15 protein-coding genes are annotated in these 14335 nt (G+C 44.1%); 6 read left to right on the top strand and 9 right to left on the bottom strand.

The genetic code is table 11. From position 1 onward, the window contains the following. Positions 1 to 3: 3 nt before the first annotated feature. From FLA_RS16015 to FLA_RS16035, 5 genes are all read right to left on the bottom strand, one after another. The gene (locus FLA_RS16015) at positions 4 to 756 is read right to left on the bottom strand and encodes a DUF4843 domain-containing protein (RefSeq protein ID WP_076377575.1); all 753 of its coding nucleotides are present in this window, start codon (positions 754 to 756) and stop codon (positions 4 to 6) included. A 10-nt stretch (positions 757 to 766) separates the two neighbouring features. Beyond that, a complete protein-coding gene (locus FLA_RS16020; RefSeq protein WP_076377573.1) occupies positions 767 to 2173 on the bottom strand; it encodes a RagB/SusD family nutrient uptake outer membrane protein in 1407 nt (468 codons plus the stop codon). Between the two features lie 9 nt (positions 2174 to 2182). After that, the gene (locus tag FLA_RS16025) at positions 2183 to 5293 is read right to left on the bottom strand and encodes a SusC/RagA family TonB-linked outer membrane protein (RefSeq protein WP_076377571.1); all 3111 of its coding nucleotides are present in this window, start codon (positions 5291 to 5293) and stop codon (positions 2183 to 2185) included. Positions 5294 to 5479: 186 nt separating this feature from the next. Then, on the bottom strand, positions 5480 to 6304 hold the full coding sequence (locus FLA_RS16030) for a hypothetical protein (RefSeq protein ID WP_076377569.1): 825 nt from the start codon (positions 6302 to 6304) through the stop codon (positions 5480 to 5482). Between the two features lie 82 nt (positions 6305 to 6386). After that, a complete protein-coding gene (locus tag FLA_RS16035) occupies positions 6387 to 6920 on the bottom strand; it encodes an RNA polymerase sigma factor (protein ID WP_076377567.1) in 534 nt (177 codons plus the stop codon). A gap of 205 nt (positions 6921 to 7125) precedes the next feature. On the opposite strand from FLA_RS16035, the gene FLA_RS16040 reads away from it, so the two are divergent. Together FLA_RS16040 and FLA_RS16045 are read left to right on the top strand one after the other, a co-directional pair. After that, on the top strand, positions 7126 to 7689 hold the full coding sequence (locus tag FLA_RS16040) for a Crp/Fnr family transcriptional regulator (protein ID WP_076377565.1): 564 nt from the start codon (positions 7126 to 7128) through the stop codon (positions 7687 to 7689). A gap of 68 nt (positions 7690 to 7757) precedes the next feature. Then, on the top strand, positions 7758 to 8084 hold the full coding sequence (locus FLA_RS16045; protein WP_076377563.1) for a DMT family transporter: 327 nt from the start codon (positions 7758 to 7760) through the stop codon (positions 8082 to 8084). 1 nt (position 8085) lies between these two features. Here the strand turns inward: FLA_RS16045 and FLA_RS16050 are convergent, their stop codons facing one another. Then, complete coding sequence (locus FLA_RS16050; protein ID WP_144263991.1) at positions 8086 to 8643, bottom strand: hypothetical protein; 558 nt, start codon at positions 8641 to 8643, stop codon at positions 8086 to 8088. Between the two features lie 123 nt (positions 8644 to 8766). Here FLA_RS16050 and FLA_RS16055 point away from each other — a divergent pair, with 123 nt between their 5' ends. Then, positions 8767 to 9873 (top strand): DUF695 domain-containing protein, encoded by a 1107-nt coding sequence (locus tag FLA_RS16055; RefSeq protein ID WP_076377561.1) that lies wholly within the window; start codon positions 8767 to 8769, stop codon positions 9871 to 9873. A gap of 69 nt (positions 9874 to 9942) precedes the next feature. On the opposite strand, the gene FLA_RS16060 is transcribed toward FLA_RS16055, so the two are convergent. The 3 genes from FLA_RS16060 to FLA_RS16070 all read right to left on the bottom strand — a co-directional run bounded on the left by FLA_RS16060 (position 9943) and on the right by FLA_RS16070 (position 12008). Then, complete coding sequence (locus tag FLA_RS16060; RefSeq protein ID WP_144263990.1) at positions 9943 to 10491, bottom strand: hypothetical protein; 549 nt, start codon at positions 10489 to 10491, stop codon at positions 9943 to 9945. Between the two features lie 204 nt (positions 10492 to 10695). Beyond that, a complete protein-coding gene (locus FLA_RS16065) occupies positions 10696 to 11154 on the bottom strand; it encodes an organic hydroperoxide resistance protein (RefSeq protein WP_076377557.1) in 459 nt (152 codons plus the stop codon). Positions 11155 to 11264: 110 nt separating this feature from the next. Next, a complete protein-coding gene (locus FLA_RS16070) occupies positions 11265 to 12008 on the bottom strand; it encodes an SDR family oxidoreductase (protein ID WP_076377555.1) in 744 nt (247 codons plus the stop codon). A 19-nt stretch (positions 12009 to 12027) separates the two neighbouring features. Between FLA_RS16070 and FLA_RS16075 the strand changes: the two genes are divergently transcribed. The 3 genes from FLA_RS16075 to FLA_RS16085 all read left to right on the top strand — a co-directional run bounded on the left by FLA_RS16075 (position 12028) and on the right by FLA_RS16085 (position 14131). Next, positions 12028 to 12465, top strand: coding sequence for a winged helix-turn-helix transcriptional regulator (locus tag FLA_RS16075; RefSeq protein ID WP_231940271.1), 438 nt, complete (start codon positions 12028 to 12030; stop codon positions 12463 to 12465). Between the two features lie 141 nt (positions 12466 to 12606). Continuing rightward, complete coding sequence (locus FLA_RS16080; protein WP_076377553.1) at positions 12607 to 13026, top strand: DoxX family protein; 420 nt, start codon at positions 12607 to 12609, stop codon at positions 13024 to 13026. A gap of 10 nt (positions 13027 to 13036) precedes the next feature. Then, complete coding sequence (locus FLA_RS16085; protein ID WP_231940272.1) at positions 13037 to 14131, top strand: alpha/beta fold hydrolase; 1095 nt, start codon at positions 13037 to 13039, stop codon at positions 14129 to 14131. Positions 14132 to 14335 lie beyond the last annotated feature (204 nt).

Genomic DNA, 14335 nt, shown 5'->3' on the forward strand with positions numbered 1-14335 from the left:
TTATCAGGGAAAAACAACCTGGTTATTATTCTCATCCATCAGCGCACCATGCTCTTCGTTATAGGTCTTCAAAGCCAGCTTACATTGCACTTGGAGCGCAGCTGCATTTGTGGAAGTAATTGTATTTGTCTCCAATGCCGGATCTTTGGCTACGGTATAATAAATTTTAAAATTCACCAGCCCTGTAGTTTGTATAATGAAGGAGTATTTTACATTGCTATACGTGCCAAAATACCGGCTCATAGCAAAATAAGGGTAGGTAGCAGCATCCCAGTTATCAGGCTTGGCCACGTAGTTTTTAAAGGCCAGGTTTAAGGTACTCAACTCCAGCGCCCCTTCCTCATATTCATCAGAAGGCTTTAACCGGAACACAATCTTGCCCGAACCATTTTGAAATTCGCTGTAACCCGCAGGTTTCTCAATATAAATAGGTGCAGTTCCCTGGTATTCACCCGCTTTAATAGTATACTTACCCAATGAGTAATACACCAGGTTAGTATCACCCGATACCGCCTGCAATTCAAATTCCGTGTCATGGTCGGGTGGGTAACCGGCCACGCGATAATTAAACATCACCGAATCTTTTCCGGTAACTACATAGGAAAAATTATACGTAACACTATCAACAGGTGCAGTGCTGGTACCCAGCCAGATATTAATGCCGCGTTTCTCTTTTGAAAAATACAGCTCCTCATTTTTAGTACAGGCAAACAATCCTGTACCAACTATCATCAATAAAATTTTAAACATATTCATACAATACATTTTATCGGTTACTGGCTCTGTCCGCAGCTTGCATTTCAGAAACAGGCAATGGAAAAATATACGCTTTCAGCGCTACCAGATCTTTATCAGATTCAGGAATAACAGAGCGGTTCAAACGTTTATAATAGTAAAACAATTGCCCCTCTCCTATAAACTCCCTGCGGTATTCCGCCGTCATATACGATCTGAAGTCAACTGGCTCAATGGTAAGCTGTTCAACACCTCTTGCTTTTCTTACAGGGTTCAGGTGCGATAGCGTGCTTACATGATCATTGTTATCGCACTCTGCCAGTATATAATACATCTCAGCAATTTTCAGCACCGACAACTTGTTCTTGTAATAACTATCGTCATTGTCTGTTTCCGTATATTTAACCAGATAGCTACTATTAGCAGAAGCATTTTCGCCTGCTACAAACCAATACAGATAACGATAATCTATTGTATTCTCATAATAACTAAGTAACATGCCCTGGTTCAGCGAAAAAACACCACTCCCTTCCTGTGATAGATAATTGACAGCGCTTTGGCTAAGATTAGTGATCTGTAATGCAAAAAGATGCTCCGGTGCACCACATAAATCAATGCCGCCGATCAGATTAGCCTGCGTGGAAAAAGAAAACTTACCCGAATTCACCACCGCCTGTGCACTGATCCTTGCCTGCTCATAATTGCCCATATACAGGTACAACCTCGCCAGCAAGCCTTCCACTGCATAATAGTTCAGGTGCAATTGCCTGTTCATCAGGTACCCGTTATCATTCTGCTCACTCACTACCCTTCCGGTAAAAACAGGGTCTACCTTTAACAGCTCTTTCGCAGCCAGCAAATCGGCCAATATCTTTTCCGTTACCGCTCCTACACTCAGCTGTGCTGTTTGCTTAGCCGTATATTCAGTAACATAAGGAATAGCCGGCTGACTCGCATTTACCGTATAAGAAGCGCCAAAACACCTGAGCAGATCAAAATGTATAAACGCCCGTAACGCCAGCGCTTCCCCTTTTATAATCTTATAATTATCGCCACTGAACACAGAATGCGCTTCTATATTCTCCAGAATATTATTCGCATTGCTTAAAGCTTTATACATACTACTCCATATGCCATCTATACGTGCCTGGGTGGCAGTAACAGTATAATTGTAATTGCCATCATCCACATAAGCCGCAGGAAAAGATGCCCATTCATGCGATAACACGCCCATCATGCCATAAGTAAGCTCCTTGCCATATAAAGCATCCTCTGTAAGAATGGTATAAGTACCCGCCAGCGCTTCTTTGAAGCCGGATTCGGTTTTAAATAGTTCAGACTCCTTCACCTGCGAGTTCGGTTGCACATCCAGCCACTTTTTGCAGGAAGAGAACAGGACGATACCGGAAGCCATCAATAATAAACTGATCTTTTTCATACCCGACAATTAAAAGTTGGTTTGAATGGAAAATGAGAAACTGCGCGAAAAAGGATAATCTGTACCACGTTCCGTTTTTACAGTCGATGCCACAAACACCTCTGCTGTATAAAAGCCAAGCTTCAGGTTTTGAAATCCATACCTTTTGATATTATGCCATTTGAAATCGTAATACAGGTTCAATGTAGAAAAGGTAAGGTCCGATTTGGTTTGATAAAACCGCGTAGTAGGTCGCGTGGTAGTAGCAGTACTGGTTATCTTTTTAAAGTAAGACTGATCTCCGGGGTTTTGCCAGGTGTTATTCAACACCCTCGTGTCTACGTTATCAGCAATATTTACATTCTCCACCCTGTTTACCAAAGTACTGTTATAATAACCTGCACTCAAAGAGTAGCGCATAGAAGCAGAAAAGCCCCAGCCATTGTATTCCAGGCTTACACCAAAATTACCGGTAAGCTTAGGGTCTGTTACTCCTGCCACTACCTGATCATCGGCATTCCACACATAAGTAGTCTTCCCTTCTTTGGTAAGGAACATTTCCTTGCCGGTAACAGGGTCAATACCCAGTGAAGGCACCGCCCAGATAGCATTCATCGACTGGCCTTCCTTATAACGGGTTTTAGGTGTACTTATGTTAGTAGTACTTTCATCCTGCTCTTTATTCTGCGTATTCAAAGCATCGGAGATATGCACAATCTTGTTATAGTTACGGGCAAACGCTGTATTCAATGTTACATAAGAATGCTTTTTAGGATTCGAGTATACCATGTAGCTGATAGCACCTTCGTAACCGATAGTTCTGAGCGTTCCCAGGTTTTCTTTATACGAACCAAACCCGGTAGAGGTAGGCAACGTAAAATCTATCAGCAGATTATTGGTGTTTTTCAGGTAATAGTCAAAGCGGATATTTAACCTGTTAAACAGTTTCATATCCACACCGGCATTATACTCTTTGGCTTCCTGCCATTTCAGGTTATCGTTGGCCAGTGCATACAGGTAAGCGCCGGATATATTATCGTAGGTGCTGTTGGTAAAAAAGTTATAGGTAGCCATCGCCTGGTAAGGGTTGAAATTCTGGCTACCTGTAGAACCAATAGAACCTCTCAGCTTCAGCGTATTGACGTAGCTGGCCTTTTTAAAGAACGCTTCGTTATGCATGTTCCAGCCTAACCCTACCGACCAGAAATTACCCCACCGGCTGTTGGCCCCAAATACCGAAGAAGCATTTCTGCGCATGCTTACATCCAACAGGTAACGGTTATCGTAAGCATAGTTACCCGAGCTGATAAGGCTTACTTCTCTTTTAATAGACTCTGTACCATAAGGCACGCCATTATCGGCATACTGTTTGGCAAAGGCAATATAATCCACGCGGTTATTCAAAAATCCCCAGGCAGTCATACCATGCGTGTCGCTGGTAAATGCAGCCACATTCACGCCCCCGTTTGCAAAAAACACATGCTTGCCATAACTCTTTGTCCAGTTGGCATACAAATCAGCACTTAAAGTACTGCTGGTGCCATCCGTCATCGTGTAAGATCCCCGTTTATAATACGAGTCACCTGTCCATAACGCAAAGCTGGTATGATCGCCCGGCAAAAACACTTCCGAAGCATTGGCATTATGTGTATAGCCTATCCTACCCGTCAGTTTAAGGCTGCTCAAAGCCTGGTATTCTACATAAAAATTCTCCGTTATCTCACTGTACCGGCTAAAGTTTTTGGTTTCCAGTTGCGCATTATACAAGGGGTTAAAATAATAAGTGGCAGAGCTGGAAGTGGTGCTGGCAGTGGGCCTGTAAGAACCCAGCAGCTTTTTCATATTCTCATTCTCATCCGTAGGCGAATAATACGGATTCATCTTAGTATACTCCGAGAAACTTCCATACGGAGAATTATTAGCCCTGTTAAAAGTAATATTCAGGATATTACGAAAGTTAACCTTACCCTTCCTGTACGAGAGATTGATAGAACCACCGAGGTTTCTTCTGTTCGAGCCCTTCATCACACCGGCTACATTGTTATAAGTTAAATCAATGCCATACCGCATAGAAGAAGAACCGCCTTCGAGGTACAGCGTATGCTTATTGCCCAATCCTACACGTAAAGGCTTCGACAACCAGTAGGTGTTCACACCTTCTTCCACATTTTTCAAAATGTCATTATACTCTTCGCGCAAAAATTGCTGTGTAAAAGGCTGCGTAGAGGTGTAACGTCCTGCATTTACTTCTACCTGCAATTTTTCACGGGCATTGGCAAGATGATAAGAACTGAGGTCGGGCGCTTCTACATTCAGGTTGCCATTATACGAAACGCGCATCTCTCCTTCCTGTGGCCGGATAGTTTCTATTACCACCACTCCATTGGCCGCCTTGGAACCGTATATCGCTTTGGCCGATGCATCTTTTAATAAGGTAACAGAAGCTATCCTGTTCATATCCAGGTCATATATCTTTTGCAAACTGGCTTCAAATCCGTCCAGGATAAACAACGGCTCATTAGGATTACCGGCATACTCTCCCTTTACATCATCTAAACCCGATTTACCCCGTAAATTCAGGTTAGGCAAAGCATTGGGGTTAGAGCCCGCACTCAGGTTTTCGGTAAGTGCAAATGCCGGATCCAGGTATTGCAGGCTTTGTAATACATTCTTGTTGCCCACTCTTTTTAAATCATCAGCCGAGTAGCTTACCGAAGCACCCGTATAGCTGTTCTTCTTCCGGGTAGCATAGCCTGTAACCACCACCTCTTCTTTTTCCTCACTGTTCTTTTCCAAGCTTACCACAAGGGAGAGTTTCATATCCGGCTTTATTACCACTTCCCTTGGCTTAAAGCTGGCATGGCTAAACACCAGCACCCCTTCCGTCTGATCCAGGGTAATCACAAACTCCCCCTGGCTGTTAGAAGTAGCCCCTATTTTGTTATTACCCTTTAACCGGATAGAAACATCCGCCAGCGGATGCTTGTCTTCATCCAGTACCCTTCCTATTATTTTGGGTATCATCTTTACCGGCTGCGCAGGCACCTGTGCCCAAAGGGCTGCCGGCAGCCAAAGCAAGGCCAGTAGCAGCAGCATTCCCCCCCGGGATTGCCCGCCAGTCCTTTTTTTGTTCAATAACATAAGCAGTTTTGTTTTTTACTTGTTAGGAATAACTCAATTTTTGGGTTGTGTATTTTGAAACTTTATTGGCACCTCTGGATTGGCACCTTTATCCTTCGAACAGGACAAAAGGATAAGCATAGCGGTATACCCTACCGCATGAAGCAATACTCTCATAAGCAGAAAAAAGATATTTAAAGCAGTGAACTAGTTAAAACACACCTTAACTACATTGTTAGATACTGTGTAAGAAAATAGCATTTGAGTAGACATGTCGCTGATCAATTCAGGAAGTGTGATTTTAGCAAAGCTGCCTGTATAAGCTTTCATCACCTGGTCGGGCGTAGTACCTGCACACAGTTCCAGTACAATACCATATCTATCCCGGAAAGTGGCAACCAGGTCGTTGAAGCTGGCATTACTAAAATTCACCCGCAACAGCATCTGGTTAGACACCAGTATCTGATCGGCCTTGCTTAGCTTGCTAAACGCACTGTCGTTGAACATGATCTTCTTAAAAGCAGTCATCTTCATGGCCTTCGGTGGCGTTGCAGGGGGCGCTGCCGTGTCTTTAACTTCAACAATAACCGGTACGACAGCTTGTGTGGGAAGAGGCTTCTTTCCATATTGTTTAGTTTTTGTTTTTTTCACATCAGCAGCTTTAGGTAAAACGCGGGTAGTATCAACGTTCACCGCTGCCGGCACTTGTTCAGGTATCACCTTTACAACCGCCATCTCCTGATGCGACTCAACACTTGTGTTTGTTCCGGCAAAGTAGTATACCGAAAACGCAACAGCACCTAATATCGCCGCTGCTGCTACCATGCGTGGCAGATAGCGCAACCGCAATGCACCCTTCTCCGGTGCAGGTGGCCGGCTTTCTTCCTCCCCGGTATGCTCCTCCCAATAAGACTCAAGAAACCTCTCAAACTCTGCCTGGTGCTGAGGCTTCAGCAACCACTCCTCTACCATAGCGGCTTCAGAAGCAGAACAGGTTTTCTCAAAATAACTTTTTAGGATCTCTCTTTTCACTGTGTTGAATCAGGTTCTATATACTATACAATATGGAAGACGAATACACCTAACGAAATAAAAATATTTTTCCGGACAGGCATCATTCCGAAAAGCCAAACTTCTTTAGCACTCCTTTTAATTGCCTGGTAGAGAGGTTAATATGATTTTCTACTGTGCTTTTGGTAATGTTCAGCATTTCCGCAATTTCCTTGTTCGAATAACCTTCTATGCGTGACATGGTAAACACTTCCCTTCTTTTATGGGGTAGTTCCTGGAGTATATTATAAAGCAGATCGCGTACTTCACTTGCCTGCAAAGCAGGTTCTTCGCTCTCCTGCGGAGCAGTTTGGTGTTTTTTCTCGGTCAATCTTTTTTTAACGATGTTGTAAATATCATTCTTAGCAATAGTCATCAGGTAGGCTTTCAGCGAAAGCCCTTCTTTTAATCCCGATCTGTTTTCCCAGAGTTTAGTAAAAGTCTGCTGAATCACATCCTTTATATCCTCCCGCTGCACGTTCAGCTTTACCAGGAAGGAATACAGCACCTCACTGTAAGCGTGATACAATTCTCTGAAAGCAATTTCATCGCCTTCTTTCAATTGAATTATAAGTGCCTGTTCGTTAATTAATTGCATATTTACCCGCTTGCAAGTGAACCCATAATGGAACAAGTTACAAAAATAGGCTCCGCAATCCACATTCCCTACTATTTCAATAGGGATTTAAATAATCAGCCATACAATGCTATGTAGCTGATTATTAACCGACTGACCACCACCACGCTTTTATGAAAAATTCTGACGGAGGTAATATCTTTACCACTTTGCCAATGGATACCATATGCATATTGACGCTATTATAAACCAGATATATCCACTCCCTCCACACACCCTGCAACTGCTGAAAACACAGGTGTCCGAAGTGTCGCACCCCAAAGGCCATATTTTATTGCGCGCCAACCGGGTAGAACAGGTGATGTATTTTATCAAAAAAGGGATAGTACGGGCCTATTCAGAATACGAGGATAATGAAATCACTTTCTGGTTTGGAAAAGAAGGCGACCCGGTATTAAGCATGAAAAGCTATGTGTTGAAAGAAAAAGGCTACGAACATATAGAACTACTGGAAGATTGTGAGCTGTATGAAATAGAAGTAGCCCAACTGGAAGCACTATTTCACCAGGATATACATATAGCCAACTGGGGCCGCAGACTGGCCGAGAAAGAACTGATTAAAACAGAAGAACGCTTTATATCCCGGCAATGCCGCACGGCTACCGAAAGATATAAAGAACTGATGAACGAAAGCCCACACCTGCTACAGCGGGTGCAGCTAGGGCATATTGCATCCTACCTGGGCATTACACAGGTAAGCCTTAGCAGGATAAGAGCTGAGATCCGGTAATTTTTTTATCATTTGTAAAATTTTCCAGCCGTCCTCTTTCTGAAATTTGCAGGCTAAACAAAGAGAATATGAGTTGGTTGATTCTGATTATTGCCGGTTTATTTGAAGTGGCTTTTGCATCCTGCCTGGGTAAAGCACAAACCACATCCGGCAATGCAGCCTATATGTGGTACACAGGCTTTGTAGTGGCATTAACGGGCAGCATGCTGTTGCTGATGAAAGCCGTTCAGCAATTACCCATTGGCACCGCTTATGCTGTATGGACAGGCATTGGTGCAGTAGGCACTGCACTGGTAGGTATTCTTATATTCAAAGAGCCCGTTCACTTCTGGCGCGTATTTTTTATTATCACACTTATTGGTTCTGTGATAGGGCTCAAAGCAGTATCCCATTAATTCAACATCCCACCTCCTTCCGCAACAAATCAATCACCTTCCATAAATGATGGCACTGCGCAATATCTTTTACCGGCGATAAATCCAGTAATGTATTACGTATAGCATTTAACTGTTCCAGAGAAGGCGCCGCCACACCCGGCAAACATACCAGGCAGGCTATCGCCGTTTTTAAGGTGGTGGCTTTCATGCGCATGCTATGGGGCGAATAACGCGCCGGGTGCAAATGCACATATTGTCCGGGTTCAATACCACGCAGCAATATCCATTGAGAAGCATCTGATAGTATTATTTTGCGATATCCCTCTCCTTCCGCCAGCCAGTGCAGATAATCCCGCTCACTGTTCACCGGCAATTGCGCTACCACTTCTTCAAAAAGCACAGGCACATCCAGCAAACCATAATACACATCCATCTGCGAATTACCCAGCACCTTCACGCTACCCGCAACAGATGCTTCCGTTGCCTGCTGCGCCAGGCGCAATATACTGGCGCGGTGATGCTTTAACTCATTGAATAATATATTTACTGCAGAGATCATGTTAATATAAATACTCAAACATACTACATTTAAGCAGCGCCACATCACCTTTCTGCCATTGCTGGTAACACTTCTCACCATAGCAATACCACGGCATTCATAAAATAGCCTTATTTTTAGTAAGTTAAAAATCACACTAGCATGAGCCTTTTTAAAAACATCTTTAAAAACAAAGACACCGATACTCCACCTGTCCCCGTCCGTTCTTATGAAGATTTCTGGAACTGGTTTGCAGCCAATCAACAGGTATTCTATAACGTAGTAAAAGAACGCGGCGATATAAGAGCCGTGTTCTTTGCCCCGTTAAGTGAAAAACTGGATCAGCTAAAAGAAGGATATCATTTTCTTACGGGCATCAACAACGAAAATATTGCAGAGCTGATCTTTACCGCCGACGGCGTTGTTAAGAATGTAGTATTTGTAGAAGAACTGGTGCAGGCAGCCCCTGCAATGGAAAACTGGAAAATCATCTCACTAAAGCCAGCAGTAAAGATTGAAGACACTGTTATTGACATGGATGGCTTTGCATTCAGCAGCAACAACATTCACTTCTATGCAAACGACACCCCCGCATGTCCCGATGAAATAGACATCACCGTTGTTCACAACGATTTTACCCCTGAAAACAAAGATGCTATTGTAAACGGCACTTACATTTTCCTGGACAATTACCTGGGCGAGCTGGACTTTATCAATAACATCGACAGCCTTGCTATCATTGGCCCTGCTGATGCTACCCGGGATCTCATTCCCATCAGTAAACTGAAAGACTTTCTAATCTGGCGTCAGAAAGAGTTTGTAGAAAAATACGATGGCATCGCATACGATTCCGGCCAGGACAGCTTTTCTGTATTTGAAGCCAGCTTTGAAGATGGTGGCAAACTGTTTGCCCTGATAAATATGCACCTGCTAAGCTGGGAAGGGCAGGTATCGCACCCCTGGATGGCTATACTCATTATCAGGTTCGGAGCGGAGGGTGCATTTGGTCTTAGCGAAAACGACTATGCACTGCTAAACACCATAGAAGATGAAATAATGGCTGAAATTACCAGTGAAGATGGCATTGTAAACATAGGACGCCAAACCGTTTCCAATGAAAGGGAAGTGTACTTTGCAGCTAAAGACTTCCGCAAAATATCCAAACTGCTTTATCATACTCAACTGAAATATGCCAGCAATTTCACTATCGGTTACGACCTCTATAAAGACAAGTACTGGCAATCGATGAACAGGTATAAACAATCGTAACACCTGCCTACCTGCGTTATATAAAAAAAGGCTGTCTCCATTATATGTTTGAGACAGCCTTTTTTCTTTTTAGTCTTTTAACCCGAGATACGCTTTTACCGCGGCATAATCAGACCAGTTTACCGAATCGACTTTCCTTGCATGCGTATTGCCTGGCACAATCATGTACCGGTATTGTTGATACTTTACACCACTGTTAGAGAGAAAAGTACCCACGTTCGCATTGGAATACAAATCAATCGTCTGCACAGAGGTCGATGCCTGAATGTAAAGGCCGGAGGTGGCAGAATAATAAGGCAATGAAAAAACAACAGGATTAGTTGCATCCTGAGAGTTGATATACACTTTTACATCTGCGGTATTCAACAGCGCCAATGTAAGTTTAGGCACATTGATAGTGGCATAATATCCTATGGTATCAATACCACCACCTGAAGTATGTATGGTATCTGCCTTATACGACACATCCAGCCAATCAGAATAGAACACAGAATCACCTGAGGTACCGGCAGGACCAGCAGGCCCCTGTGCGCCTTCTTTACTACAAGAAACCAGGAATACAACAAAAAATAGTCCCGACAACAGAACTAAAGGAGAAATAAGATTACGTCTTTTCATATCTGAGTTAGTATTAACGGCATAAAAGGTGAAGGGTTTCATGCCTGATGATAATTTAAGGCAGCTAAAGTACAACTAATAACAGATAACACATCGCACCCCATTTTTTGCACAAACGCGTATATTACTCCATAAAGAAAGAGACTGTTCCCATTATTTAGGAAACAGTCTCTGCAACGCTACTACCTAACCACGTTATCTCACTTAAACCGTAACATAAATACTCACATTAATATTCCCCCTGGTGGCTTTGGAATAAGGACAGGTAAGGTGGGCCGCTTCTACCAGCATTTGCGCCTGCTCTTCTATCAATCCGGGTAGGTTTACCTGCAAACGGGCCTGTAACAAAAAGCCCTCTTCTGCTGTTGCCAGATCCACTTCTGTATCCACCGAAACCTCCTCCGGCAATTGCACGCCCAATCGCACAGCATTGTGTTTCATAGCCCCGATAAAGCAGGCCGACCATCCGGCTGCAAACAGCTGTTCCGGATTAGTGCCTGTTCCTTTAGCTCCCGGAGAAGTAAGCCCGGTTTGCAATCTGCCATCTTCACTTTTCGCATAGCCGTCGCGGCCACCTGTAACATGTACCCTTCCTGTATATAACACTTTGGAAACTTCGATAGGTGTGGTGTCTGCTGTATTTAATACTTTAACCTGTGTCATAATGATCAATTTTATAACTCAAAAGTATAGCTACCGGCAGCCCAGGGAAAGGCACAATATCTTCAACTGGACATTTTGCACCGTCAACCGGAAATACCGGGGCATGAACCCTACAAACGCATCCCGCCATCCATAATAAATTCCGAACCGGTAATGAAAGAAGAAGCATCACTACATAAATGTGTTACCATTCTGGCCACATCTTCCGCCTTACCCATATGATGCAAAGGCACGCGGTCAATAATCCACGACTTCACTGCCTTTAACCCTTCTTCGGTGTAACCTGCTTTGCTTAATATATCTGTTTCAATGGGACCAGGACTTACTGCATTCACACGAATATGCCGTGGGGCCAGTTCAACAGCAGCAATTTTAGTGATAGCATTGAGCGCCGCCTTGCTGGAAGAATAAATAGAATTATTGGCTCCATTCATACTGGCCGTATTAGAAGATAACATCACCACCGATGCCCCATCTTTTAAAAGCGGAATAAACCTGCTTAATGTAAAATAAGCTCCCTTGAAATTGATATCTAATACATAATCAAAGTTTTCTTCCGTAGCATTTTCCACTGAAGAAGAACTTCCTACCACACCAGCATTCACAAACAGGATATCAATGCTGCTATGCGCCACCTTTACATCGGCCACCAGTTTTTCAATAGCAGGCAGGCTACCCTGATCGGCAACTATACCGGTAACTCCTAATTCAGCAGCGGCTGCTTCTACCGCTTCCTTACGGCGGCCAGTGATAATCACCTCAGCACCCTGCTCTTTCAATTCTTTTGCAGTTGCATAACCAATACCACTGTTCCCGCCTGTAACCACTGCTACTTTTCCTTTCAAATCTTTCATTGCAAATAAATTTTATTATTTGGCAAAGCTATCTACCCTTTGGTATAACTTTGTAACCGGTATCATTCATGTAATCAAAATGAGCAGTACAAAACGCGAAAAACTGGCAAAGGAAGTATTAGGTCATCCACGTGATCCAAAGGCAGAAGTACAGGCCTTGCAGGATGCTATTTATGTGATCGGCGGTAAATGGAAACTACCTATTATCAATTCCATCTGTAACGGCAACAAACGTTTCCGGGAAATTGAGCGCAGTATTCCCGGTATCACTACCCGCATGCTTTCCAGGGAGCTAAAAGAAATGGAACTGAACCAGTTAATACTGCGCACCGTGTCCGATCTCAATCCCGCCAGCGTGGAATATACCGCTACAGATTACTGTTATTCCTTTGCAGATATCATACTGGCTATGATAAAATGGGGCAAAGACCATCAGAAACGGATTAAAGGACGCTGATGGCAACACCCGCCTTCCGGCATGAAGTGCGGGATTGTCTAACTGGCTCCCTCATCTGTCCACTTCAACAACTTGCTGCTATGAAACTGACCAGGTTCAGCACAATTTTGTGTCATCAAACAAACACAAAAAACCAACGTTATGAACTTACAAATTTCAAAAGCAATCTACTGGTCAGGTGCAATTTTTATGTCTTTATGGTTTGGAGCCAGCGGTTATTTCGAGCTTACGCACAACCCGATTGTATGGGGCATTACACAACAACTCGGCTACCCTGCTCATTTCATTTACATCCTGGGCGTATTTAAATTATCCGGTATCGTAGTGTTATTAACCCCTGGCAAATTGTTACGTTTAAAAGAATGGGTATTTGCAGGCATCTTTTTCGATATCCTGTTTGCCTTCCTCTCTAAAATTGCCGTACTGGGCTTTAGTGCTGCTATCGATGCGGTGGTTGCCTTTACCGTTATCTCCGTTACCTATGTAATGTTCAGGAAATTGTATCCTGCCACTTACACAAAAGCACAACCAGCTACTACTCATCAGCCTGTTCATATGTAATGAACGGCTGATGCCTTCCGGCCACCACTTTATCACTTATACTACTAAAACCAAAGCCATGAATACTTTACATAAAACCAACCGTTTCGCAACTTTCATCCTGTTACTGGTAATACTTACCTGCGTAAGCACTACCTCCACCCTGGCAGCAGGCCAACAACCAGATTCCACTTTCGCGGTGGCCGGCAATGATGCACAATATGCTTTTCAACATCTTAAACAAATAAAAGCAGGTGTATTAAATGTGGGCTATGCCGAAGTTGGCCCTGCCAACGGTGAGCCAGTTATCCTGTTACATGGATGGCCGTATGATATCACCAGTTTCACCGCCGCCTCCGGGTTACTGGCCGCAAAAGGATACCATGTATATGTACCTTACCTGCGTGGATACGGCACCACACAATTCCTTTCAGCACAAACCATGCGCAATGGCCAGCAAGCCGCCATTGCTGCAGATATCATCGCCTTTATGGATGCCTTACAAATCAACAAAGCTGTGATAGGTGGCTTTGACTGGGGTGCACGCACCGCCGATATTATAGCCGCTTTATGGCCCGAACGCTGCAAAGCCCTGGTATCGGTAAGCGGTTACCTTATTGGCAGCCAGCAAGCCAACAAAGCACCCTTAGCGCCCCAGGCCGAGCTTTCCTGGTGGTATCAATACTACTTTGCCACCGAACGCGGCCAAGCCGGTTACCAGGCGCATACCAACGAATTCAACCGGTTAATCTGGCAAACCGCTTCTCCGCAATGGCATTTTTCTGATAGCACTTTTGCACAGGCAGCCACCGCTTTTAACAATCCCGATCATGTTGCCATTGTAATACATAATTACCGCTGGCGCCTGGGCATTGCCACCGGAGAAGCACAATACGATACACTGGAAAAAAGGCTCGCAGCCAGCCCCGCCATTACAGTACCCGCTGTTACCCTGGAAGGCGATGCCAACGGCGCGCCCCACCCGGCACCAGCCGCCTATGCAGCAAAATTCACCGGCAAATATGCGCACCACACTATTACAGGCGGCATAGGCCACAATCTTCCGCAGGAAGCACCGCAAGCCTTTGCCGATGCCATCATCGAAGCCAACCATTTAGCACAATAAACAACAATCCTATATCAAAGCCTTCCTTTCCCGTAAAGGAGGGCTTTTTCTTTACCCGGATTTTTTCTTTACTTTTAAACTGAACAACTATTCCTATGTCGCCACACATGCACATACCCATCCCCGCAAAGCTGCAACCCTATGTAGCACAGGTTTGGTATGTAGAAAGGGCACTGGGCCAAAAACCGGCTGTTTTCTCAGCGT

Source organism: Filimonas lacunae (genome assembly GCF_002355595.1).
Classification (GTDB): Bacteria; Bacteroidota; Bacteroidia; order Chitinophagales; family Chitinophagaceae; genus Filimonas; species Filimonas lacunae.

Excerpts from the sequence above, each read along its gene's own strand:
- FLA_RS16065 (WP_076377557.1), bottom strand. The coding sequence starts at position 11,154 with ATGACACAGGTTAAAGTATTAAATACAGCAGACACCACACCTATCGAA.
- FLA_RS16070 (WP_076377555.1), bottom strand. The coding sequence starts at position 12,008 with ATGAAAGATTTGAAAGGAAAAGTAGCAGTGGTTACAGGCGGGAACAGT.
- FLA_RS16045 (WP_076377563.1), top strand. The coding sequence starts at position 7,758 with ATGAGTTGGTTGATTCTGATTATTGCCGGTTTATTTGAAGTGGCTTTT.
- FLA_RS16085 (WP_231940272.1), top strand. The coding sequence starts at position 13,037 with ATGCCTTCCGGCCACCACTTTATCACTTATACTACTAAAACCAAAGCC.
- FLA_RS16025 (WP_076377571.1), bottom strand. The coding sequence starts at position 5,293 with ATGTTATTGAACAAAAAAAGGACTGGCGGGCAATCCCGGGGGGGAATG.
- FLA_RS16060 (WP_144263990.1), bottom strand. The coding sequence starts at position 10,491 with ATGAAAAGACGTAATCTTATTTCTCCTTTAGTTCTGTTGTCGGGACTA.
- FLA_RS16055 (WP_076377561.1), top strand. The coding sequence starts at position 8,767 with ATGAGCCTTTTTAAAAACATCTTTAAAAACAAAGACACCGATACTCCA.
- FLA_RS16035 (WP_076377567.1), bottom strand. The coding sequence starts at position 6,920 with ATGCAATTAATTAACGAACAGGCACTTATAATTCAATTGAAAGAAGGC.
- FLA_RS16015 (WP_076377575.1), bottom strand. The coding sequence starts at position 756 with ATGAATATGTTTAAAATTTTATTGATGATAGTTGGTACAGGATTGTTT.
- FLA_RS16020 (WP_076377573.1), bottom strand. The coding sequence starts at position 2,173 with ATGAAAAAGATCAGTTTATTATTGATGGCTTCCGGTATCGTCCTGTTC.
- FLA_RS16040 (WP_076377565.1), top strand. The coding sequence starts at position 7,126 with ATGCATATTGACGCTATTATAAACCAGATATATCCACTCCCTCCACAC.
- FLA_RS16080 (WP_076377553.1), top strand. The coding sequence starts at position 12,607 with ATGAACTTACAAATTTCAAAAGCAATCTACTGGTCAGGTGCAATTTTT.